Below are 24,600 nucleotides of genomic sequence, written 5' to 3' on the forward strand. Positions count from 1 at the left end.
CTTTCTTGCGTTCTGGGGTCCACTGGCGTCGGAAGGGCAGTGAGTGAGATGTTGGTTGTGGTGGGGTTGGTCCTGTGGGTAGGTATCGGCGCGGCCTTGGGTCTGGTCGCTGCCTCTGAGGCCTTCGCAGAGGGATGGTCCGAGGCCTCCACGCAAGACCAAGAGGCCGTACAGCAAAAAGGAGTGGCCGACGATCACAAGGATCGCCGGCCACTGGTGGCGGGGACAGTTGCCGCGGTGGTTGCCGGCGCGATCTCGATGGTGGCGATCACAGGCGAAAGCGTTGTAGGACTGATGGTTTCGATACCCGTTGCGGGCATCGGTGCCGCAGTGGTGCTGGTGATCGTGTCGGCGATGAAGCTCGTGCCGAACGACGAGTCCGGTCAGGACCGCAATCAGACACCCTTCGACCAGTAGGCGATCCCGGCGCGCTCATGAAGGGCGGCCATCACTGTCTCGTCCGGCATCTCGGCAACGGCGTAACGGAAATCTCGGTCCGCGTCGTACAACACGATCGAGGTCCGCACATCGAGGTTGCACCGATTGATCAAGTCGGCGTTGATGAACGCGACCATCTGCCCGCGGTTGATCTCCCGGCACATCGGACTCTGTTCGGTGAGCTCGGAGACGATGCGGTCGAGGTCGGCCGAATTCGACTGGGGTGACTTCTGTTCGGGCTTCTGCGCAATCCCGCTTTCCTGATTCTGGATCGTCACGGTGGTTTCCTTTCGAAAGGGAGGAGGTGGTGGTTGACGGTCGTGAACGTGGATCTCGGACGATTCGGTGGCGGCTTCGCTGCCGCATGTGCCAGGCGACCGAGCCGGCAGGTCGCGACGGAGATTGCAGCGAAGATGGCGCTGTCCGGCGGTGATCGATGAGGCTCAGTCGTCGGCTGGGACCCGCGAGGCATCAGCCGTCTAGAGTGAGTTGTGTGACCGGCGTGGAAGCATTCAGGGAAACAGATGGTGTCGCCGCGAGCGGAATCGTCCAGTGGGGGCCCAGGACACGCACGATCAGCGCCGCAATGCAGTTCCGCGGTGGATGCGTACGTCGGCATCCGCAGGTGTATGACTTCACGATCACAGCGGTGATCAACACTCCGATTTCAGCGCAGGGCGACGAGGGAACGTGCAGTCCCGAAACCCTCGAGAACCTGCTCAGACAAATCGCACAGGCGCTGGGGCATCGCATGCTGTGGTGGCCCGAAGACGAAGACACCGAAGCACTGGGCCGAACGATCCAATGGCCTGCCGGTGTATGTGGACCGATGCTGCCGTTGCTGCAGTGGCAGATTCGACCGAGCGCCGAGAACATAGCGATGTGGGTCGCCGGTCGGCTCAGCTCGCAAATCGAATCGTTCTCGCTGGACACTAAACTGGTGGCCCTGGAGTTGCGTGAGTCACCGCATCTCGCCGCGGTGGTTCGTGGGGTGGACATCGCAGACTGCAAGGGGTTCCCCGGGCCGATTGCTCGGATGTGAGGAACGGATCTCGCCGATGACCGGTCGACAGCATGGCACCATCGCTCGGCACGCCCAGGTCGATGTGACCCCGCACAGCCCGGCCGTCGGGTCGGACCCCGCCCGCCGGGCATCGGCATCCGTGTCCGCTGATGTAGCTCCGCTGCTGATGATCGACGGCGCAGGATCACGCGATCGCGACGACGCTGTCACTGCGGTCGCGCTCCCCGGTGGCGGTTGGGCCATCGAGGTACACATCGCAGCGGTAGCCGATGTCGTACGAATGGGTTCTCGCGCGGACGAGCAGGCCTTCTTGCGCGGCGAAACGCGCTACCTGAGAACTCGTACGATCCCGATGCTTGGGCCGACAGCAGAGGCCGCGGCGACACTCACCGGCGACGAGAACCGCACCACCATGTGTGTCAACGCCGTGTGCGGAGCGGATGGGACATGGCGAGAAGTCGACATAGCCCGAGCGTCCGTGCCGGCAGGTCGTTGCGTGGCCATCGACCACGAGTCGGTGAAGGCCGCCCTCGACGCCCCTCGGCATCCGCTGCACGCCACAGTGATCGCGGTACAGGATGCGGCGCACGCCATGCTCGCCGCCAGGCGTGACGCTGGAGCGCTCGCGATCTACGACTTGAGTCGGGGCTGGGCCACAAGCGAGGAGGGTGCTCCCGTGGCAGTGGCGGCCGCAGAGCGCACCGTCGGGTATCTCATCGTCCAGGAGTTCATGATTGCAGCGAACCGGGCCATCGCCTATTGGGCTGCCGGACGGGGCGTGCAGATCCTGTTCCGCACCCACCGACGAAACCCTGTCGAAGACAGCGCATCCGCCGTAGTTCGCGAGTTCATGGCCGCAGCCGGCGATCCGGGATTGTCCTCGCAGCTGCGCGAACGACTGTCGGCCACGGCGCTACCTGCTCGCTACGAAGGAGTTGTGGCAGCCCATCACGGGTTGCGACTCGCCTGCTACACGCACGCCACCTCGCCGCTGCGTCGACTCGCAGATCTGATCAGCCAGCGGGCGGTGTTCGCATATCTCGATCGCGACAAACCTCCCTACACCTCGGAGCAGCTCACGCTCATCGGAGACGAGCTCGATCGTCGCGCACGCCAGCGGCGTGAAAATACCGCCGCTCACCACAAGGCAGTCGCTCGCGCGGGCATCGAGTCGGACGCTACCGGTGACCTCGCAGCTCTCGACCCCGCTGCGTTTACCAAGGTGCTTGCGGTTGTGTGCACTCGGCCGCCCCAGGACACTCTCGCTGAGGAGGTCACCGCTCGGGCGAAGACCGAGCGGCTGACCATCGTCGATGTCGTCGCGCTGTTGTCCGCGGATCACACCGAGTGGCGCCCCGTGGCCGCCGACGTCGTACGGATCGTTGCGGAGACACACCCGCACTGGTCACCGAGCGTCACTTCCGGATGGAATCAGTCCGTCCCGGACGGAGTCGCAGTCGAGCTCGAGGACGATCAGTCCGGACCCGCGCACGCTCCCGAGTTCGCGGCTCGCGGTCGGATCGCAGGCACCTCAGGTGCCTGGACCCTGGCAGCAACGAAAAAACGCGCTAGGCAGGACGCGCTGTGGTCCGCGCTCGAGGCGTACCTGGATGGCATCGAGCGCCCTGACGATGCGCCGACCTGGTCGCATGCGGTACCCGTAGCGAGCGCCGTCGCGTCGACCGGCACGCCGCTCACTCCTGCGCACCCCCCTCACGTACATGACGGCGACGCCGCCCGGGTCGCTGACGCCGTCGCCGCCATGAGCGAGTCCAGACGAGCAAGGGCGTTCGGCAACCCAGTGGCATGGCTGATGTCGTTCGCCGCGAACATCGGTGTGCCGGCACCTGTTTACGACACCACTGCCGAGGGACCCTCGCACGCTCGGCAGTTCGTCACAGCAGCAACCTTCGTCGACCATCACGTCACCGCTACCGCCCCAGCCAAGAGCGTGTCGCGGACTGCTGCTGCTGAAGCCCTTCTGGCCGCGCTACTCGAATCGATACCGCGCCCGTCCTGAGCATTGCTCTCCCTATACGCGAGCGGCCGGTCCGAAACGGTCGTGATTCCGTCGCGGCACGGACCATGAAGACACCGCGATCTCGATCTCCCTTGCCTCACGATGCTCCGGCACGTGGATGCTCGCCTCTGAAGCGGCAGATCCATGACCTCTGCTGTTATGCTGGTTTTTAATACGAGAATAAGGCAGCATTGCTCTCCATGCCGTCCTACCTGCATAAATGGACCCGCATTCAAGTTGGAGTAGATACTATGAAAAAAGTCGCGCGTCATACTGAAGAGGCACCGGCGGGCCACCCCCACCATTTCCCGCAGACCGACCTCCCTAAGTCTTCGAGGTAGGAGCGACTGCCATGGTCGGCATCTCAATTCCCGATCTCGACGACGCTTGCAACTTCAGGGGCACAGTGTCGCTACCTATTCGATTGGAGCTGTTCAGATGAGTCCCGGAGACCTGTTACCTGACACTGCAAACACGCGGCCAGCAGCAAGGTTCGTCCGTGAACTTCGGCCGTACCTGCGACCCACATGCTTTTTCGCTATCCGTGTCGCGGGGGTGACGTTGCTGCTCGGTCTCTCGCGGTGGGTCGATTTCAATTCGGTACGCGCTGATATTGCAGCCTCAGACACCTTGCGGCCAACGATGCTGGCGGTGTTCGACGCTTTCGATTCCGTACTGAGGGCAGCGGAAGAGGTCGGCTCCAGCAGCGTGGCTGCCGGATTCGCGCTTGCTCTGACGTGGTTGATTGCCGTCGTCGCTGTTGCTCTCTGTCTCGTCTCGATATGGGTATCCCCGTCGTCGCTGCGCTCGCCGCGGCTTCGACGATCCTTGGCTGTGCTGCCGCGCCGGATGGTGCGGGAGATCTTCGCAGTTCTGATTGCCTGCGGGATCCTCGCTCGCGTCGCAGGACGGCCTGAATATCTCTTGAATCCGTACATGTGGATGAACGCGGCACTCATTGCGCTGGTGATGGGGATGACGGTCCTCGCCGAACAGTGGTGGATGTGCGCTGGCATATCGCTCGCCGCCGCTGGGCCGCCTGCGACGGGTGCAGTGGTGGCAGGGCTCGGATCGACCGGCATCGTCTGCGCGGCCGCAGGTTCCGCACGTGGCGGATCAATTGACTTGAAAAAGGGTGGATAGCATGGGAAAAGTTGGAATTTTGACTGAGAAGCCCTCGGCGGCACGCAATTTCGCGGCAGCGCTGGGTGGGATGAGCGGCACGTTCGACGGGACGGAGTACGTCATCGTCAATGCTCGCGGTCACCTGCTCGAACTGAAGGATCCCTCAGCGATGGTGCCGTCGTCTCTCGCCGAGAAGTACCGGAGCTGGGAGCTCGAACATCTGCCATGGAATGCCAGCGACTTCCGATGGGAACGCGAGGTCCGACGCAAACTGACCAGCGGCAAGCTGGTCACCGATTCCGACGCGAAAAGCTTGCTGCAGGACCTCAACAAGGTGCTTTCAGGCTGCGAGACGGTCTGCAACGCAGCCGATCTCGACCCAACCGGTGAAGGCTCACTCCTGGGCTGGGAGATCGTGGAATACCTGGGTCTGGAGAACAAGAAGCTCGAGCGGATGGAGTTCCTCGACGAGACGCCGGCGTCGCTGCAGAAGGCCTTCAGGACACGTCGAGCGGTCACCGCGATCCAGGCAGAGGGCGACTACCGCAAAGCCGACTTCAGGTCGAAGTGGGACATGCTCTCGATGCAATTCACCAGGCTCGCGACCAAAACTGCGGGCGCGAGCACCGTACTGCGCAATGGGCGGCTCAAGTCTGCGATGGTCGTGATCGTGGGTGACGGTCTCGATGCGCACAACGGATACGTCAAGAAAGCGTTCTACGAGAACCGCTTTCGAGACGAAAACGGCGTGACGTATTCCGACCCAGAGGTAGATCGATTCGAGAAGAAGGACGATGTGCCCGGCGGCTTGCAGTCGTCAGCGGTGGTCCACGACGAGACAACCCGAAAGAAGACCGGGCCGCCGAAACTGATGGACCTCGCCGGACTGTCATCTCTGTTGTCCAAGAAGAGTTTCGGGGCGAAGAGCGTACTGGACACGTATCAGAAGATGTACGAGGCACAGGTTGTCTCCTACCCGCGGACCGAGGACAAATTCATCTCGATCGAGCAGTTCAACGAGCTGCTCCCACTGGTCGACAAGATCGCAAGGGTGGTCGGCGTAGATCCGGCGGCTCTCAGTCACCGCGGCCCGCGTAAGAGCCACATCAAGTCCGGCGGTGCCCACGGTGCCAACCGCCCGGGGCCCACGGTGCCGGCGAGTCTCGATGCAGTGGAGAAGACCTACGGTGAGCTCGGTAGGGAAATCTACGAACTCCTGGCAAAGAACTATCTGACGATGCTCGCTCCCGACTACGAGTACGACCAACATCGTGGTCATGTCGAGAAGTACCCGAGCTTCGTCGGTTCGCTGAACGTGCCGGCAGTGCTCGGATGGAAAGGCGTCTTTGTCGTCGAGGAAGAGGACGGCGGCGAGCGCGACGAGCAGCCCGCGGATGCAACAGCGCTGGGTACTGTCGCGAACCCGTTCGTTCACGAAGGCTTCCCCGCACGGCCGCCGCATCCGACCATGGGGTGGCTGATGAAACAGCTGGAGAAGCGGAGCGTGGGCACCGGTGCCACCAGGACGAGCACCTACGCCGAGGTGACGAACAACCGCAACGGCAAGGCCCTGATGGTCGAAAAGCGGGGCAAGATCACCCTGAGTGTGATCGGCGAGCTCAACCACCGGATCCTGCCCGGCACCCACATCGGAGATCTGACGATCACGGAGCAGGTGTTCGAGCAGATGGCTCAGATCGAGGCGGGGACCGGCGCGGCTCCCGACTATCTGTCTTTGGTGGCAGACCTGGTTCGCCACGACCTCGAGAAGATGAAGGCGAACGCCAGCAGGCTGCCCCGCGAGCTCAAGGAGCGGATGGGCAACGCCGGGGTCACCCGCGAGCCGGTGGAGACCTTCGATCTGCCTGCGGCACTGCAATTCAGCCATGCCGGAACAGTGGTGACACGCGCGAAACGCGTGTTCGGTGGCCATCGATTCACCGAGGCCGAGGTAGCGAAGCTGCTCGCCGGTGAGGTCATCGAGATCGTTGCCACCAGTGCAGCGGGAAAACAGTTCGACTGCAAGGGAAAGCTCGAATCGGGCGTGATGGAGAAGAACGGTAAGCAGTATCCGTACGTGAGCTTCAAGCCGCAGTTCGAGGAGCGTGTTCCCCGGACCGATCTGGTCAGCGGAGTGTGGAAGGGGAAGCCGGTTTCGTTCAAGGGTCGGGGGTGGGGTGCCAACGAACACTGGCCGGGTAAGGACTTCACCGAACAGGAGCTCGTGAAGTTACTGGCAGGGGAGACCATCGAATTCGATGCCAAGAGCAAGACAGGCAAGACGTATCGAGCCAAGGGTGCGCTGGCCGCAGGGACCTATCAGGGCAGTAAGACGTTCGGCTTCCAGTTGAAGTTCGAGGATCGAAAGACACCGCCCGGCAACAAGAAACGCGCCGTTCGCAAGTAGGAGGACAGCCACCGGACCACTCCTGGTCCGGTGGCTGTATTCGTGGTTCAATGGTGTCAGACTGTCGGATCATCCGACACGCAAAGAGAGAGGGACCCCGGTTGCCATGACCGAATCGAGCACGCTCACCGAGCGCGAATTCGTCGATCTACCCGATGATCTGCACTACTGCACCGAGTACGGGACCGCGACGAGGTTCAACCGGACATGGGCCGGCCACCGATTCACCGACGACGAGGTGACTGCCCTGTGCGCGGGGAAAAGCGTCTCGTTCGTGCTGACTCGCAACGATGGGAGCAGCGAGAGCGTGGTCGGGCATCTCGAAGGAAAGATGTTCGACCCCGACGACGATCCCGATCGGGGACCGATCCCATACGTGGGCTTTACCAAGGAGGCCAACAGCGCCACTCATGCCGAAGGCGTGTGGGCGCGCACCGGAACGAAGGTGAAATTCAGGCGCTCTTTCGGAACCCACACCTTCAGCGAGGGCGAGGTAAGGGCGCTGCTGGCCGACGAATTCGTTGGGTTCACTGCAATATCGAGGGCAGGTAACGAATACGAGGCCGTCGGTCGACTCCAGCCCCAGACGTTCGAGGCAGGAGACGGCAGGGTCGTGCCGTTCGTGGGATTCAAACCGGATTTCGGAAACTGATGTTGCCACGGCCATCTCGGTCGAGTGCAGCGACGAGAAAGGAGCGGGGAATTGGCAAAGAGTTCGTACAAGATTCCGGTCAGCATTGATCGAAGTCGACTCGATCACAAGATCACGCTTCAGGCATGGCAACTCAAGAGCAAACCGATCTCGATCAAAATCATCCTGTACTGGGTACTGTTCATATTCGTCACCGCGTGGGTCGTGACTCAGAGCCCATTGTCCGCCGCGCCGTGGATAGTGCTTGTGTTCCTGGTGATCTGGATGACCGTCACCGCGGCGGTGCTGGGTAAGCAGACGAAGACCGGCGACATGAAGTTCATGCAACTGCCGGCACTGCTGGAGTACATACCGACGCGTAAACGCAAGGTGATGACCCGCACCAACTCGAAGCCGTACGGTTTCCTGTCCATCGTGGGCATCAAGGACGTCGAAGCAAGCGGGATCATTCGGTACGTCAACGGCGATGTGGCGCAGCTGTACTCGGTTGTGGGCAGTGCCTCGGCACTGCTGTTCGAGGGAGACCGAAATGCGATCATCCGCAGGGTGGACAACTTCCACCAGAAGATCGATAGCGGGCCGTCGTGGTGCTACATGACGACGAAGGAGTCCCAGCGGGTCTTCCAGCAGATCGCAGCCATCGAGCATCAGAATCGAGAACTGCGGCACCGCGATCCGGAGTTGCTCGCGCTCGAGCAGGAGAAGCTCGACGTTCTTGTCAACGATGTGGGTGGGCAGTTCAGTTCACTGCACCAGTACCTGCTGGTCCGAGCCACGAGCATGAAGGAGCTCAAGGCCGCGCATCGAGTACTGCGCGCAGAACGAGAGAACTCATCTCTGATGTTCAGACGCTGCGAGCTGCTCAATGGTCCCGACGGGCTGGAGGTCCTGCGCTCGGTCTACCAGAGCCCCGGTAAGGACAGGATCGAACCGATCAAGTAGGTCGCCGTTGACGAAAAGGCCGATAGGACAAACGATGTCATCGACAGTAACGGCTCCGGAACCATCCGAGGCCCAATGTAGGATCATCCGCATGGGTAAGCACGCGATCGTCATTGGAGCGGTCGGCCACATCGTGGCCGACAGGCTGGTGAGTCGACGCGCCGACCTGGGCATAACACAGACCGACCTAGCTCTGATCGTCACTGAGGCGGGGCGTCGGATGGGCCGACAGGCGATTGCAGAAATCGAGACCCGGCAGCGTCGTGTCGACGTCGACGATGTGGCGGTTTTGGCGGCCGTTCTCGACACCACCACGGCCTACCTCATGGGTGAGCTCGACGATCCCAACCAGAAGTACACCCCTGCGCGCAGGCGGTAACAACGGTTGACCGCACGCAGGTCAGGCCGGAGCGGCCGGACGGCAGTCGTGATCGAGTCTGGAGCCGGCACGGTGGCGACTACCTCGCGTGCCGGTCGGAGTCAGAACAGCCGCAGCAACACCGGCGGTATCCGACATAGCGACATCAACGGTCGAAACCAACACCGCTGCAAGGTAAAAGAATTCAGGCCGACAGTGTCGGCTACGTCGATCCGCGACGCATCCGTGAGAGGGAAAGTCCGATGGCAGCAGGAGCAGAAGTGATGACGGGGACCGCGCTGGACGTCGACGTCCCGAGGCCCCCGGTCGCGCCCGCGCCGACAACCCCACACCTCACGCTCAGCAACGAGCAACAAGCCGTGATCGACGCCGTCGTGGCCGGCAACGACGTCATCGTCGACGCCAGCATCGGCTCGGGCAAGACCAGCACGATTCAACAACTGTGTGCGCGGCTGAGCCCGAGCAAGAGGATCCTCTACCTGACCTACAGTCGCCTGCTCAAGGCGGACGCCCAGGATCGAGTCGGCGGCGCGCGGGTGCAGAACTACCACGGAGTCGTCTACCCACATCTGCTGCGGCTGGGTGTGAACTGCGGGGTAGGAGAGTCGGTGCAGGCCTTCAACGACCACTTCGCAGACATCCGAACGGAGTTCGAGCTGTACGACCTCCTCGTCGTCGACGAGTACCAGGACATCAACACCGAATATGCGGACCTGTTGCGCAACATCAAGAGCACCAATTCTGGCATGCAGGTCGTGCTGGTCGGTGATCTGTCGCAGAAAGTGCGCAGCGACACCACACTCGACGTTCAAGCATTCGCACGCGAGTTCTGTGTCGATCCCACCATGCTTCCCTTCACGCAGAGTTTCAGAATGGGCCCGATGATGGGCTCTCTGCTGGGTACGGCATGGAACAAGCCCATCGTGGGTGTCAACGACAACCAGCGGGTACGTGTGCTCGACCATGCGGACGCGATCGAGCTCATCGCCGCCACGGAACCCGGGAATCTGTTGTGCCTCGGTAAGCGGACGGGGGCGATGGTGCACGCACTCAACGAAGCGGAAAAGCTTGCTCCGGAGCGGTACAACAAGTCGACGGTCTTCGCATCGATTCGCGACGGTGACTCCACGATCCGGCCGCAAGACGGAGTTGCCGTCTTCACCACGTTCGACGCCTCCAAGGGCATGGAGCGGCCGGTGTGCGTGATCTTCGACTACAGCCTCGACAACTGGAACATGCGGTGCAAGTTTCCGAACACCGACTACGAGGTACTGCGCAACGTCTTCCTCGTCGCGGCGAGCCGGGGCAAGTCCGACGTGGTCTTCGTGCGTAGCGGCGCGATGCGTAAGAACCCGCTACCGACCGACCCCGGCGCGGAACCGATGATCGGACAGCTCCCGATTCGCCGGTTCACCGCGCTTCCGAGCGCAACGCGCCCGCAGTACACCAGACCTTTCGCGGCTGCATCGGCATTTGGGTTCAAATACGCCGAGAACATCGCCGCTGCAATGCAACTGATCAAACGCGAACGTCTCGATGACGGTACAGAGAACGAGATCGTGATCGATCGCGCAGACGGGCTGATCGACCTCTCGCCTGCGGTCGGCGCGTACCAGGAGGCCCTGTTCTTCGATCACCACGACGCGACCGCGCAAGCGGTGATGATGCTGCAGACTTCACGTTTGGCCGCGAGCCTGGTGACCGAGATCAAGGGGGAGCCCTGGAAGGACTCCTTGGTCCTGGCGGCGATCGAGACGCAGCAGATGCGCTATCACAACCAGGTGAGCGCGACGATCTCCACGGAGGTCGCGACTGCGCTCGTTCAGCGCCTGAGTCAGCAACTTCCTCGTAACTGCCAGGTCCAGGTCGGCTTGAGTCTGGCCGGCACCGCCCGAGCAGGCAGCACGAACTGGAGTCCGATCACGTTCTCGGGAATCGCCGATGCCATTCATCACCGCCAGATTTTCGAGCTGAAGTTCACCAGCGCCCTCGACCACGAGATGTTTCTGCAGACTGCCCTGTACGTGACCATGGCCCGGTATGCCGGTATCGACATCGATTCAGGGGTGCTGTGGAACACGCGCACCGGTGAGAGATGGTCTGTGCAGGTCCCGAACCCGGCGAGCTTCTTGAACGCAGTGGTGAAATGCGTGACCAAGCAGAGTTACCGGCATTTCGACCCAAGCGGGACGGAGCAATCGTGAGTCCAGCTGTGGTGAGCGATCCCCGACTCTGCCCCCGACCATATGGCACTAAGGCGACCGTGCCGTGTGGATCCAGTTCGACTCGGGCGGGATCCGGGAGACCGGATGATCACCATGGACCGAAGGGATGCGAAGAAATCCCTTGTGCCATCAGGAATGAAGTGAAATGCGACATTGTGACACCGAAGGGACGGGACGAGAACATGAGTAGGACGTCGAACGCGGAGCTGGTTCTGCGATGACCACAGTGATGCGAGAGTTGTGGACCAGTCGGCGGACCTTGTTGCTGACCGTAGTGGGGGCCGTTCTGGTTGCGGTGGTCGGTATCGTCGCGCTGCTCTGGCTGCTCGGCCGGGGAGCCGACTCGGCCGACGATGCGGCCGAGATCGACAAGATGCTCGATGCGAGACCGGTGAGCGAGGGCGTTGCTGCCGCCGGCGGCAGCTGCGAGGCCTCAGGTGCGATCGACCGCCGGAACTGCACCCTGGAGGGAGTGCAGTTCCAGCTCGCAGAGGGAACATGGGTTCGGCAATCAGGAGAACGCGAACGTGAGTGCAGCCAGGGGCAGGCTTCACGCGATACCAAGGTGCTGACCAATCGAAGTTGGATGATCTACGCGGACGACGAAGCACAGCTGGACAAGTTGCGCGGGTTGCTGGCGAGCAACGCCGTGCCCTCGGAAGTCATGGGCTACTGCGACTGGGACCAGTGACTGAGCGGTCGCAGGTGGTCCACCTCCGACCGCGAACGTTTCGACTCAGATCGACACAGAGAGCCTCGCTGCATTTTCGCCTGCAGCGAGGCTCTCTGTGTCGTAGCAGGCGGTGTCTCCCACTAGCCGGATCATAGTTCTCGGGATAGTTCGAGAAATTGGACAAGAAAGTATCCAAGTCCCACATTAGGCCTTTGAACAGGTACTACATCGCTTCTTGGGCCGGTCGCAAAAAAACTCACCGTGTTAGACTCGACCCAATTATCGACTCTAGGGTGGGATTGCGAAGATGGGCCTGTTCAAGCGGAGGAACGACGCTGACATCGACTACTCCATCTTCGGTATCGAGCCCGACACCGCAGATGAGACCGACGCGGATGTCGACGGTGATCTCTGGGGTGAGTCATGGGGAAAATCGACTCGCGGGCAGGAAAGTCCACTCGGCCAGATCGACGTCGCAGACGATGCCGGCCGCCGTCCGTCAAGCCCAGACACCGAGGACATCGATTTCGAGGACGTCCTCGGTGACGAGATCTTCAATGTCGTCACCGAGGACGTGCAATCTCGGGTGGAGAGCCTGCGCCGCGGAGGACCGGAGGCGCACGGACCGTCGCCGAGTCGGCGCTCTGGTCGTTTCAGCACCAGTCGACTCGACGAGATCACCGCAAAGATTGCGGCAGAGCAGGCAGCCAAGGCCGATGACGCCTCCTTCGACGTCGAAAAGATGTCGAAGGAGCAGCGGAAGCTCTACATCGAAGCCCTCGGAGAGTCGCTCGAGCTCTACGCCCATCTGGTGGCCATCAAGCCGCGAGAGCGATACGTGTTCCGATCCGACTACTACGAGATCGACGGTACGGGGGCCGTGGCCTGCGTTCTGGCGCTCTTCCACCGCGACGAAGCACGCGACGAGTTCCCGAATTTCTGGGGAGTGAGCCGGATCCCCGCTGACCTGCCGGATGGCGTGTCGGCGATCGTGTTCGAGCAGATCGAGCGCAAGGACGAGAAGTGGGTGGAGGGCGCGCTCAAGCGAGCTGACAAGCTCGATCGACTCGAAGAGCGTGAACAGGCCGACGGCGGCACGATGAGCACGAAGCGGACGGCAGCCAAGGCAGCAGACGATCTGTACAGCACGGTGGCCGAACTGCAGGACGGTGCGTCGTACTTGTCGGTTCAGAACCGACTCCTGCTCCATGCGCCGAATCTCGCGGCGTTGGACCTGGCCATCGACAAGTTGGCCCGCCAATACATCGACGCGTTTTCGTCGTTGCACGCCGCGCCGTACCACGGGGAGCAGCGGCAGGAGCTTTCGACATTGTTTGCGCCCAATCAGGACAAGCGAGGCGACGGATTCCACATGACCTCAACGGAGTACGCGGGGTCGTACTCGCTGGTTACCAACGGGCTCAGCGATCCTGCCGGCGAGTTCGTCGGTCAGATGGGCGGGGACTTCAACAACTCGGCAATCCTGTTCGAGGTCGACCGTTGGCGGCATCACGTGGTCCTGGCCGATCAGGGGCTCAACCACGCACTCGACCGCGCCCGGGTGGTCGACATGTGGGGGAGCAAACTCAGCCAGGCCGCACTGTTGAACAACCACCGGGTCGTGCACCTGGTGTTGAACGGGGCCGAGTTGGAAAAGCTCGGGCCACCGCTCGAGAAGCTGACCGCGCGGTTGGACATGACGCGCGGTGACGTGAACATGTTCGAGCTGTTCGGATCACGCGAGGATCAACTCAGTCTGTACGGCATCCATCTGACCAAGTTGGTCCTGATGGCCGAACAGGCCTTGGGCGCAGGCGATCCGGCTGCGATCTCGATCATCCGCAGCGAGCTCAAGGATCGATTGACCGAGTTCTATATCGACCAGAAGATGTGGGCACGGTCGGCAGAGAAGAACCAGGAGAAACTTCGGTTGGTCGGCCTCGACCACAACGAGGTCCCCCTACTCCAGCACTTCGTGCCGTACCTCGACACGATGCACAAGAAGCTGCTCCAGCAGGGCAACCAGGATGCAGACGCACAACGCGCGATCAAGACGCTGCAGGGCGTGTTCAAGGACATGCTGCATGCGAACTCGGACTTGTTCAATCAGCCGACGTCCTCAGCGATCAACTCGGCGATCTCAGCGCGCAGAGTGATCTACGACTTCTCCGGACTGGTCAATCGGAGTAAAGGATTGGCGATGGCACAGCTGGTCAACGTGGTGGGGTTCGCCGTCGCCTCGTTGAACGAGGGAGACGTCCTGCTGATCCATGGGGCCGACCAGATTGTCGACGATCAGGTCCAGGAGTACCTGGTGTCACAGTTCGAGCGACTGTTTCGACGGGGAGCTCGTGTCGGATACCTCTACGAGAATCCCGACGCGATGTTGGCGAATCAGCGCTTCAATCAGTTCGAGCGAGCCGACTACACGGTGCTGGGCCCGATGGCGAAGGAGACAATCGCCAACTACGAAATCGCATTGCACACAGCAGTGCCGCGCGAGCTCAAGACGCTGCTCGCGGCAACCGACCTGGCGATAAATTACCTACGGCGCGGTGCGGTCAACGTGGTGTTCAGTACGAAACTGAGCCTGGGCCTGAAGATCGCTGCAGGACCCGCCGAGAGCGGCGAGAGCATCGCGGCGCGGGTACGCGAAGTCGATCGAGCCAAGAAAATTGCTGTCAACAGCGAACTCGCAGCACTGGAGCGGGCCGAGGAAGAGCGTGCGAGGGAACGACGTGAGGCGATCGACGGGCACCCCGCCCGCGACGGAGGCAGGCCCTCAGGGCAACTGTCGGCGGATCGGACCAGCAGATGAGAGCGAGTACAGCTGCAGCGCCGGGCGTGCAGGTTCAGGGAAGTGATCGGCGCTCGCGTCGAAGTACAGGGACGACACGACGGGGACGAGGTTTCACGATGGGGGAGGTGACGACATCTCGAGCGTGCGGTCGCAGGCTGCTGGGAGGCCTGGTGGTGGTCTTACTCACCGCCATGGTGGCGGCCGGCCTGATTGCGTCCGCCGGCACGGCCAACGCGGTTCCAGCCGATGCCAGCGCAAAATACGGGCGCGGATACACCGAGCTGGCAGAGAAGAACATCGCCAAACTTTGCCCAGAGAGCGGAGCCGACAGCGGGTCGAGTTCCACCGACGAGGCCACTGCCGATCCTGGACTCGACGAGCCGATCGTCGGTGGGACAGGCTGCTCGATAGAGGACCCGGCGCTCTGGGAGGCGGTCGGTGTCTGCGCGGATCCTGAGAAGAAAGCCGAGCCGGATCCGGCGAAACTCGACGAGGCCGACTTCATCAAGTGCATGGCGGGCAAGGGATTCGGTAAAGAAGAGAAGGAGGCCGAGGACAAGGCTGCGCCCGGCGACGAGGCCGTTGCGAACCTGTCACTCGCTCGTCTGAGCTCGTCTCTGACCAGCTTCTACGTCAACGCGTTGTCGCCACTGGGCGCAGGCAACTCGTCTGGAGATACAGAGGCAGCCGATTCGGAAATCGAAGGTGCGGCCGGTACGGAGACCAAGGAAGGTCTCGACGCATGGGAACCGATTCTGAGCCAGCCCGGCAGCGCCGGATCTTTCGTCGGCAGTCCAGACAGAAGCAAGCAGGAAAGCACGGATTGGCTGTTCAGTGCTGCGGATGCGGCCAATGTGTCCAGCGTGAACTATTCCGCGTTCAACAGAGACAACCCTGAAGCGAGGGGGACAACCGCCGAGACGAACGCACCGGTGGACGGCGGCGTCGAGGGATACCTGCTCTACGGCGCGATGCTCTCGGGAATGGGCTTCGATACGGTGATGGCCGCTGACGGCGGTGCTGCGGCCGGGCGCGGCCTGTCCGGAATGCTGATGATGGCGGGATATGCCGGAGCCGGGTTCGTCGACGTCGCGTTCGATTCGGTGATGTCAGTTCTGCAGTGGACCAACCCTTTCCGGTTCATGGTCGACGCGGTCAGTGACAACACCGACCCCAGCTTCACTGCAGGCATGGAGGGCAGCGCTGAGGAACCACCTGGTGCCTTCGATGGTTTGCGTGAGTTCTTCGGTCAGATCTATGGCGCGATGGTCGAACTCGGCTGGATGGTGACCATCCCGATGTTCATCGCGACAACGGTCGCCGGGATGCTGCTACTACGCAAGTTCGACAGCGGCAGCAAGATGAAGGCTCTGATCATCAGGATCGCCTTCCTCGTCGTCGGCCTCCCGTTGCTGGGAACGAGTTACACCGCAGGTCTGGACGCGATGAAGGGTGCCTCCGGAGACGCCGCCACCGCACAGTCCACGAAGGTCGTCCTGAGCACGTACGTCGATTTCGAGGCCTGGGTCAATGGGCCTCGACTACAGCCACCGACAACCGCTCAGAGTAGGGGTGAGTTCTGGTGGAACGAGGACAACGACGCCCCGAACGGTGCCACCGCTGCGGTGGCTCGCAAACTCGCGTTGAGCATCAACGCCGGAAACAGGCCTGTGTGGGCAACTTTCGGCGAGGACAGCTCCACCTCACCCAACGGAAACGACACGAGTTGGGCGACGTCGGTCAGCGGCAGCAGTCCGACAGGAGGCACCACAGGCTCCGCTGACGTGAGTGATCCGAACGTTTTCACCTCAACCATGGAGTTGCTCAACAAATTTCGCAACGGTGACACCGTCAGCGCCGGCGGATTCGAGTCGAGCATCAAAGCGGGCTTGATCCAGGAGATGGACAAGTACAAAGGGACGCCGCTCGAGCAGGAGACACGAGAGACGATCGCGTCGTGGTTCCAGGACCTGTCATCGCCGGAGGCTTTGCAGTCGATGACCGGGACCGATGTGGGGAAGATGAAGAACCCGCTCATCGAGGTGGCACCGGGCGCGAGTTTCAAGGCCGAGAGGGACCCGAGCAACGACTACTCGATCATGACATTCGCGAAGGGCGACAGCAGTGGTGCGTGCCTGAATTCGACAGTGGTCAGTCGAGACTGGGATGGCAAGGCGGACAGCGAGGCTCGGACGAAGTGCAACATGTCTCCACTCGCCATGTACAACTACCTGAACACCTCGTTCGGGCCGACTGGCATGCAGGTGTACACGCCAGGTCAGACGACCAGCTCGTGGGCGCGCGAAGCGCATGCCAGCGTCACTGCGATCGGCACTGGACCGGCGCAGTTCATGTATTGGTTCTCGGCGATGACGATGCTCTTGTCGTTCACGATCATCGGCCTGGCCTACGCGATGATGATGATGATCTCGTCCCTCAAGCGAGGTATTCAGCTACTGGGATCGGTACCGTTCGCGACGCTCGGTTTCGTCGCTGGTATCGCGAAGTGCGTTATCTACACCGCCGCGATGTTCTTGGAGATCCTGGGCACGATCTTCATCTACAAGGTCGTCCAGGAGCTCATCGTCGTCGTGCCGACCATCCTCGAACGGCCGCTCGCCGAGAGACTGACAGACGGAGTGTCGGAAGGGACGAAGGTCGCGGCGGGAGCCGGTGCCGCCGGATTGCTGAGCCTCGCTGGAGAGAACAACCTTCACACAGTCGTACTGATCATCACTTTTGTCAGCTCATTGGGCCTGATCATCTTCACAATGATGGCGCTCAAGATCCGGAGGTCGTTGCTCGACGGCGTGGATCAGGCGGTAACCCGGTTGGTCAACAAATTCATGGATACCCAGGCGTCCGGCGGTATGGACCCGGGCCAACCCGGAGCACTGCGCCAGGGCGTTGCCCGCGGGGGCGGTATGGCCGCCACGTCGATGCTGATGGGCGGAGGTGGTTTCGGCGGTGACGGCGGCGGCGATGGCGGCGGTGGAGACATAGGCGGAGATTCGGACGGAACAGGACCCGACGGCGGTGGGAACGGTACGCCGGGCAAGCCCGGGGCCGGTGACGGCTCGATGAGCATGGACAAAGACGGAAACCTTGTCGACGGTACGGGCCAGTCGGTCACCGGCAGCGGAGGTCAGCCGCTGACAGCAGCAGACATGATGCCTATCGACGCCAGTACCGGCAACGTCCACGACGGCACGGGTGCACCGATTCTCGGCGAGGACGGCTCGCCGCTGAGCGCGGACGATGTCGCAGGGTTCGACGGACAAGGCCGCATGCTCGGCGACAACGGCGAGGTGCTCACAGACGCCAACGGTCAGGAACTGACGAGCCAGCCCGCTGCTGCAGCGGCATCGCGACTGGCGGGTGACCGAGCCGTAGCGGCGAGTGTGCTCAGTCGCGGGCTCAGCGACTTCCCCAGCGGTGCACCGGCAGGATCCCCGGCGGGAGCGATTGTTCCTGTGTCCCCGCAGAATCAGCCGGCCGCCTTCGATCAGAGTGGACAGACTCGTCAGGTCGGTGGGCCTCTTCGTTCGGACGTCATCGCCAATGGCGGGGACGGCGGCAACAGTTCGGCCCTCAGCCACACCGCGGCGCTCACCGCGTCCTCGATGGTCTCGCAAAGACTCGCGGGCCCGCCGCGGCGTAGGCCGCCGGAGGCCATGGGTCCGTCGGGCAAGGGCGCAGCGCCATCCGGGAACGGCCACGGCGGCGGGGGCGGCGGTCAGACAGGCGGGCAAGCGCCGCAGCGGCGGGGCACGGGTACAGGATCGGCGATGACCACAGCGGCGATGAGCGCGGCAATGCATAACCAACGGGGAGACAGTCCAGCACCTCGACCCCCGGCCACCGGCGAACGGGGCGAGGGCCCTCCGACACCGCGGCCGCGGGAGAACTGATCTCGACCTTCTCACGTCGAGCGCCATGGTGCCGGTCCGTTCACCGGGCTACCGCCGTCACGAGTAGGCCGGACCGACACCGCAGGTACATCTCGATAAAGATATTTGTCGAGAGTTATTCTCGACAAGGATATTGACGTCCTCACCTGGACAGAGTGCTGATATAGTTTTTATCAAGGAGTTATACAGGCGCGATCCGAGTCGCCGACACGGATACGTCGGTGACGTCACCAAGACCACAGACACGACCCCGGCACTGTCCGGCGGACAAGGAGAGATCGCGGATGAGCTTCATGCAGATGGTGACTTCGGCCGAGAGTGCTGGATCGACGTTCTTGGCACAGACCGGCGCAGACGAAACCGGCGGTGGCAGCAGCGGCGGGGACTGGGACCTCATCGAGTTCTTCACCAACGGACAGAGTTACGCAGAAAAGGCCGGCGGCGCGTTCCTGGGCCTGGTCGGCGTGTTCTGCCTCTTGTTTGCCGCATGGAAAGCCTTCCAGAAGCTCACCAACGAGCAGTCCCGGGAGAGCTGGGGCAAGGTCATCGCACTTATCGCACTCGGTGGCGTGCTGCTCTTCGGTGGCTACCAGTTGATTGCCGATCTGGCAGAGGGCGGCAAGGACACCGTCGACAACTTCGGGGACAACGGTGGCGGTGCGATCACCGTCTCCCAGGGTGCCGTCGGGCCGAGCCTGCTCGATCTCGGCACCGGAGTTGTGGCTCAGCTCTAGGTCTGTGACGGAAAGCGAACCCCTGAACTTGCACCCATGTGGACAAGTTCAGGGGTTCGCCTGCTTTGCAGCGGTTCTGCGGGAGCCGCGAAGAGAAGACACTTGAGGGGTGAGTGATGGCCAATTCGACGGATGACGTTTCTGTCGTCGGCGACGAGACGCGGCTCGAAAGCTTTCGGAGAGTGTGGAAAACGTTCTCCGATCGATTCAAGCTGGGCTCGCACTACACGATCGAACGGTTCGGAGTGATCGTGGCCGCATTGTCGGTGTCCGGTGCGTTGGTTATCGGAATGACGGTGTGGGGCGCTATCAGCGCAGGTAACACAGTTCTTGGCCAAACCGCGCTCTACACAAACAGTTTCGTCGCGTCGCGGACCGGCGTGCAGGGCACCGTGGAACCGGTGTACGTCAACCGGGAGCGCAATAGGGCGCTCGTTCTCATGAAGTTCGAGATCCCCTCCCAGATGAGTTCGGACGCTGCGGACTATTACGTGTACGGGACTGGCATCGAGGGCGGTCCAGCAGGCGGCCCGACCAAGCTCGAGACGCCGTTGGCCGGCGCGGTGTACTCGTTCGCGAACACCGGATACCTGGGAATCATCCTCGAAGCGCCCGATGGTTTCGCCTCGCAGTTGATCAACTTGACGGTGCGTGCGCGCAAAGAACTGATGACACCTCTCAACCGTCCCAAGGCGGCAGGAATGGACAACAGTTTCATCGAGCACGACCAATGGCGGATCGTGGTGAACCCTGGAGCAAGTGGCGCAACTCCTTTGCGCGCGTTGGATTCCGACCGCATACCTGAGCCCGAGGACATCTTCGCCGATGCAGTGACGTGGCGGAACGAACAGGCCAAACGGAAGGTGCTCGACGGCAAGTTGGCGGACATGAAGACGCAGCTGACGCGGATCTCGAATTTCACCTCGATGATGGCCCAGACAAGTGTGCCGGTGGGCGACGATCCCAGCGTGCGCCTGCTTCCGCCGGCGCTGCCGTCCTCCATCGACGGCGACTCGATCACGGGTATGTCGTCGACCGAACTGCGCAAGGCGCTCTCCGAAAAGCCCGCCAGCGAGGTCGAGGGTGTCGGATCGAAGACAGAGCGCGCCAGGCTGCTCGACACGTTCTCCAACGGCTACTGGGTCAACGGGTACACCCTGAACTCGCCGGGGGCGATGTCGGGCGGCACCGACTTCGACTGGAGGCAGCGCTCTGTGGCCGACGGCTACTTCGAGACACTCGGTGCCCGGGAGGGCTCGATTGGCGAGTATCTGGCGACGCTGTCGAGCCAGCCGATCCCGTCGATGAGCTCACGGGATCTGCGGTGGCCGCTGAGCAACGGCCAATCGATCAACGACCTGCGGCCCAAGGACACCGCCTCCAAGCCATTGATCGAGCTGCGGAACAACGCGATGGCCGCCTACGACAACTACTTCACGCTCAAGCGGTCATATCAAACTGTGGATCTGCTCGAGTTGCTCGTGATGGAGCAGACGTTGGACCAAGTGGCATCAGGCTCAACTAAGGCGTCGGGTCCCACAACGGCGAGCTTCCGCTCGTGACCGCGGCGTTGGTGCGCCGATGAGCAAAGGCGATATGCCGCCGGTACAGCCGCGGCGAGACCACCAGGGCTCGGGAGAAGACGACAGCGGAGCCAAAGCGAGTGAGGCTGCGCTGAGTAAAGCGGGCGCGGCCACGGGCAGTGGCGCACTCTCTGGTGCGGGGCTCGCGATTAATGCCGCGCGGGGCGGTTCTCGATGGGTAGGCGCCGGGGTACGCAAACTCGCCATGGCGGGTGTCCAAGCGGGAGCAAAGGTCTCAGGTCTCACCGGCGGGGCGCTCTCGGTAGGCGCAGGCACGGGCGTCGCAGTGGGCGGTAGTGGGTTGATATTGGCTTTGGTGTTGTCTCTGGGCGGACAGGTCATCGATCAGAAGGGACAGCGGCGCGAGTCGCTGAGCGAGATCTGCCAGGAGTTGACCGAGTCTCCCACGACACGGGCACGCAGCGGTGATGCTGCGACCGTCGACGCGAGTATGGAGGAGCAGGCCAAGAAGGTCTACTCGGTTCTGAGCTACGCCGGAATGAACGATCAGAACATCGCTGGGGTGCTCGGCAACTTCCAGACCGAGTCCGGCATCGACCCGACGTCGATCCAGAACATCTTCGACGAGCCGTACAAGGTCGGGCCGAAGAAGCAGAGCAAGATCGATGCGGGTGGATTCGGAGGTAACTCGACTGGTCTGGGTTTGGGCCAATGGACAGGGTCCCGCGCGCAACAGCTGCTCGATTACGCCAAGGACAAGGGCGGTGACTGGCACGACATCGAGATCCAGCTGGCATTCGCGATGAGTGAGGACTCGGGGGCACCGATCTTCAAAGACATGATTGCTGGGAAGAATCCCGGTGCCGACGATCCTGGCGACGCTGCCTTCTACTACCTCGACGAGTGGGAGAACCCAGCAGATCAGGCCCGGGGTGGGGCCAACGATGTCACGCGCCGAGAGCAGGCCGGAATCTGGTACGTGAAAATGAGGAGCTGGTCGGCTGACAGCTCACTTGGGTCGTCGGTTCTGGCCCTTGCCGGGCAGACCCAGCGAACGGCCGACAACAAAGCGCTCGTGGCGGAACTGCTGAACTGCCCGGGCCTGAGCGGAGGCGGCGGCAGCGCCGGTGGAGGGAACAGTTCAGCGGCCGAAGCGATGGTGTCCTTCGCGTGGCCGTTCCTCGACGACAGCCGAGGAAACGACGGCACGGACCTGTACATGTATGTCCACGACCAGGTGTACACGGGTGACCCGTACTACGCCAGCTGCGACCGAGGCGTCGGCTCGGCTGTGCGCTGGAGCGGAACCGACGACGCGTTCCCTCCCGGCCCTGTTAGTGCCCAGGAGCAGTACGTCAACGGAGAGGGCCGGGACAAATGGGAGAAGGTCGGATCCGCGATGAACGAGGCCGATCTCAAGCCCGGTGACGTGCTGATCGCCCCGAACCACATCGAGATGTACGTGGGCGAAGACGCGGTGAAGAAGGTGTGGCCGAACGAGTCGGACCATGAGCCAGACGCCGTCATCGGGCATGCCTCGCTCAATGACAGGTCTCCGGCGCTCGACAGTTTCGGAGCGATCAGCGATGACGGCCGCAGTTTCGTCGCCTACCGGTCCAAGAGCAAAGAGACGGACTCGGAGTTCACCGACGTCAAAGCTCCCGCCGGGATGAAGCCCGGAAAGGGCGACAAAACAGCGGCTTCCACGACGCCGGGACCGTGACAGCAGTGCCGAGCCAGGTGTCGATCCGATTTATCGTGATATTCTCGTGTCTCGGACAATAGGCGCTCTCACCTGCATCGATAGCGACTTTTGAAACTAGTCAAAATTACTTTGAAAATACTCCGAATGAGAGGATGTTCTCCATGGACGAGGACACGCCGACCGAAAATCGCGGGACCGAACCTACCGAGAATTCGGCGCATCGCCCCGAGGCAGGCATGGCCGATCGCATGCGCAAGGCCCGTGAAGCATCCCAGAGAAGCCGGATCGACGACGCGCGCAGGCGTGCACCCAAGGCCTCGGTGATTCGATACACCATGGTGGTAGTTCTCGCTGTCGCAAGCCTGGGCATGGTTGTGTACTTCACCGGCACGAGTTCCGCGCACGAGAGCGCCGTGCGCTCGAATCTCGCGGAGATCAGAGAGCTGGAGAAGGCGCTCGCCGAGTCCGAGGTCGCTGCCGAGTCGGTGCCCGATGCAGATGAACTGCGGCCGGCGTTCAGCACTGCAGCGGCCAAGGGCGAGGAACTCGCCACTCTGCAGAACGAGATGGGCGGCCTGAACTTCGAGGTGCGTGACCGCAGTGCGGCTCTCGGGGAATACGGGGGTCTGGTCGACGAAGCAAAGAAGTACTTCACCACCGGCTCTCTTAGCGGCGGCGCTTTCCTTCCGCACGGACAGTGGTATCAGCCGCACGAGCCGGGAAAGAACGAGAAGGGCCAGGCAGCCTGGATACGGGTGTCGGGAGACAGTTGGGAGTGGCGCTCGATTCCGACCAAGACGGTCGATGGATCGGGCAGCATCACTGCGCTGTGGGAGGCCAGCTTCGTAGGCGGAGAGAACGACGGAATGCTGCTTGCCTGGGTGACCGGCAAATTCGACCCACAGCGTGGCGAGTTCTACGACATGAAGCGCGGCCTCACCACGGAGGGCAATGCGCGGCTCGGGGCAACGACGAGTCCACCGGAAGGAAGCACGGAGAAGTCACTGGTCGCCGCACCGAACGAGAAGGATTTGATCGATGACGCCCTGAGCGCGACGCCGACGACAGGATCGAGCAGGGGCACCGGAACCACCAGCGCCACACCTACTCCTACGCCCACCGGCACGGCGGGCTCGACTACAACTCCGGCGCCGACGGATGCGCAGGACCCCGAGATGGCCGACCCCGGCCTGGACGGAGTGAACTGAGCGATGAGTAACCAGAAGAGCAGAACCGCGGGGAGCTTTCACGCCGACGCGTCGGACTCAAAGCAGGAGCGGTTCCGTAAATTCTTGATGCGCAACGCGCTTGTGATCGTGACGGCGGTGGTCTTCGTGACTGTGTATTTGGTGTTGGGCGGGATCTCATCCGACCGAGACGCCGACCTGGCCAGCCAGAGGTCGGAGATCCTTTCGCTCCAGGGGCAACTCTCGATGAATCAGGACCAGGTGCACAGCGAGCAGGGAGCGGCGGTCGAAGAGGCGACCAACGGCCTTGAGATCGACCACAAGGATGACGACGATCAGACCATCACAGAGTTGATGAAGCGTGCCCTGACGTGGAACGGCCTCAGCGAGTACCTCGATCAGCGCGACAAGGTGATGAAGACCTACGGATTCGCCGAAGACAGTCAATTCATGCAGGTGTTCATGCCGGGGGAGGACCAGGGTGCGCAGCGTACGGCCCCATCGGGCAAAACATACGGCGCGTTCGACAAAGACATGAAGAGCGAATTCGTCTCGCTCAACAGCTCGGTGACCAGCATTGCCGGTGATGTGTACGGCTACTTCTCGATCGTCGAGATGCGTGTGGCCTCCGGCTCCGGCGCATCGAGCTCCACCGCCTTCGTGTCACTGAGCTACGACATGATCGACGGCAAGCCAGGAAATCTCGACGCCTACACAATCCCTGGAGGGGTCCAGCGGTCAGGCTAGAAAAGTCTGCAAAGAAAGTCACGAGTCCGGCAAATTAGGGAAACGCCGCAGGTAGAACTCATGTTCACCTGCGGCTTTCTTGATGAT

General features: G+C 62.2%; 19 protein-coding genes. 18 read left to right on the forward strand and 1 reads right to left on the reverse strand.

The annotated features are described in order from the left end of the window. The first annotated feature begins 39 nt into the window (after positions 1–39). Complete coding sequence (locus tag ASH04_RS05745; RefSeq protein WP_155289486.1) at positions 40–417, forward strand: hypothetical protein; 378 nt, start codon at positions 40–42, stop codon at positions 415–417. Here the strand turns inward: ASH04_RS05745 and ASH04_RS27125 are convergent. After that, on the reverse strand, positions 396–716 hold the full coding sequence (locus ASH04_RS27125) for a hypothetical protein (protein ID WP_052061389.1): 321 nt from the start codon (positions 714–716) through the stop codon (positions 396–398). The two genes, ASH04_RS05745 and ASH04_RS27125, sit on opposite strands and share 22 nt — an antisense overlap. Before the next feature lie 33 nt (positions 717–749). Here ASH04_RS27125 and ASH04_RS27415 point away from each other — a divergent pair, with 33 nt between their 5' ends. From ASH04_RS27415 to ASH04_RS05830, 17 genes are all read left to right on the forward strand, one after another. Next, the gene (locus tag ASH04_RS27415; RefSeq protein WP_268793667.1) at positions 750–878 is read left to right on the forward strand and encodes a hypothetical protein; all 129 of its coding nucleotides are present in this window, start codon (positions 750–752) and stop codon (positions 876–878) included. A gap of 53 nt (positions 879–931) precedes the next feature. Continuing rightward, positions 932–1,480 (forward strand): 6-carboxytetrahydropterin synthase, encoded by a 549-nt coding sequence (locus tag ASH04_RS05755; protein WP_162247517.1) that lies wholly within the window; start codon positions 932–934, stop codon positions 1,478–1,480. Between the two features lie 16 nt (positions 1,481–1,496). Then, positions 1,497–3,482, forward strand: coding sequence for an RNB domain-containing ribonuclease (locus ASH04_RS05760; protein ID WP_057473004.1), 1,986 nt, complete (start codon positions 1,497–1,499; stop codon positions 3,480–3,482). Positions 3,483–4,133: 651 nt separating this feature from the next. Next, positions 4,134–4,625 (forward strand): hypothetical protein, encoded by a 492-nt coding sequence (locus ASH04_RS05765; RefSeq protein WP_156394475.1) that lies wholly within the window; start codon positions 4,134–4,136, stop codon positions 4,623–4,625. Positions 4,626–4,644: 19 nt separating this feature from the next. Further along, the gene (locus tag ASH04_RS05770) at positions 4,645–7,014 is read left to right on the forward strand and encodes a DNA topoisomerase (protein ID WP_235579942.1); all 2,370 of its coding nucleotides are present in this window, start codon (positions 4,645–4,647) and stop codon (positions 7,012–7,014) included. 106 nt (positions 7,015–7,120) lie between these two features. Continuing rightward, positions 7,121–7,666, forward strand: a complete 546-nt coding sequence (locus ASH04_RS05775; RefSeq protein ID WP_057473007.1) for a hypothetical protein — start codon at positions 7,121–7,123, stop codon at positions 7,664–7,666. A gap of 51 nt (positions 7,667–7,717) precedes the next feature. Beyond that, a complete protein-coding gene (locus ASH04_RS05780; protein WP_057473008.1) occupies positions 7,718–8,608 on the forward strand; it encodes a hypothetical protein in 891 nt (296 codons plus the stop codon). A 91-nt stretch (positions 8,609–8,699) separates the two neighbouring features. Next, positions 8,700–8,987 carry a helix-turn-helix domain-containing protein gene (locus ASH04_RS05785; RefSeq protein WP_057473009.1) on the forward strand — a complete coding sequence of 96 codons (288 nt, stop codon included), beginning with the start codon at positions 8,700–8,702 and terminating at the stop codon, positions 8,985–8,987. A gap of 242 nt (positions 8,988–9,229) precedes the next feature. After that, entirely contained in the window at positions 9,230–11,191 is a 1,962-nt protein-coding gene (locus tag ASH04_RS05790) for an AAA family ATPase (protein ID WP_235579943.1), read from the forward strand. Positions 11,192–11,429: 238 nt separating this feature from the next. Then, positions 11,430–11,903, forward strand: a complete 474-nt coding sequence (locus ASH04_RS05795; RefSeq protein WP_057473010.1) for a hypothetical protein — start codon at positions 11,430–11,432, stop codon at positions 11,901–11,903. Positions 11,904–12,192: 289 nt separating this feature from the next. Continuing rightward, positions 12,193–14,703, forward strand: a complete 2,511-nt coding sequence (locus ASH04_RS05800) for a hypothetical protein (protein ID WP_057473011.1) — start codon at positions 12,193–12,195, stop codon at positions 14,701–14,703. A gap of 107 nt (positions 14,704–14,810) precedes the next feature. Beyond that, positions 14,811–18,596, forward strand: coding sequence for a hypothetical protein (locus ASH04_RS05805; RefSeq protein WP_156394476.1), 3,786 nt, complete (start codon positions 14,811–14,813; stop codon positions 18,594–18,596). 284 nt (positions 18,597–18,880) lie between these two features. After that, a complete protein-coding gene (locus tag ASH04_RS05810; protein WP_032373207.1) occupies positions 18,881–19,330 on the forward strand; it encodes a hypothetical protein in 450 nt (149 codons plus the stop codon). 116 nt (positions 19,331–19,446) lie between these two features. Continuing rightward, positions 19,447–20,892 carry a hypothetical protein gene (locus ASH04_RS05815; RefSeq protein WP_156394477.1) on the forward strand — a complete coding sequence of 482 codons (1,446 nt, stop codon included), beginning with the start codon at positions 19,447–19,449 and terminating at the stop codon, positions 20,890–20,892. Positions 20,893–20,911: 19 nt separating this feature from the next. Beyond that, on the forward strand, positions 20,912–22,597 hold the full coding sequence (locus tag ASH04_RS05820; RefSeq protein ID WP_156394478.1) for a phage tail tip lysozyme: 1,686 nt from the start codon (positions 20,912–20,914) through the stop codon (positions 22,595–22,597). 143 nt (positions 22,598–22,740) lie between these two features. Further along, on the forward strand, positions 22,741–23,787 hold the full coding sequence (locus ASH04_RS05825) for a hypothetical protein (RefSeq protein WP_032373205.1): 1,047 nt from the start codon (positions 22,741–22,743) through the stop codon (positions 23,785–23,787). Positions 23,788–23,790: 3 nt separating this feature from the next. After that, on the forward strand, positions 23,791–24,513 hold the full coding sequence (locus ASH04_RS05830) for a hypothetical protein (RefSeq protein WP_155288614.1): 723 nt from the start codon (positions 23,791–23,793) through the stop codon (positions 24,511–24,513). Positions 24,514–24,600 lie beyond the last annotated feature (87 nt).

The organism is Rhodococcus sp. Leaf233, assembly GCF_001426165.1.
Lineage (GTDB): Bacteria > Actinomycetota > Actinomycetes > Mycobacteriales > Mycobacteriaceae > Rhodococcoides > Rhodococcoides fascians.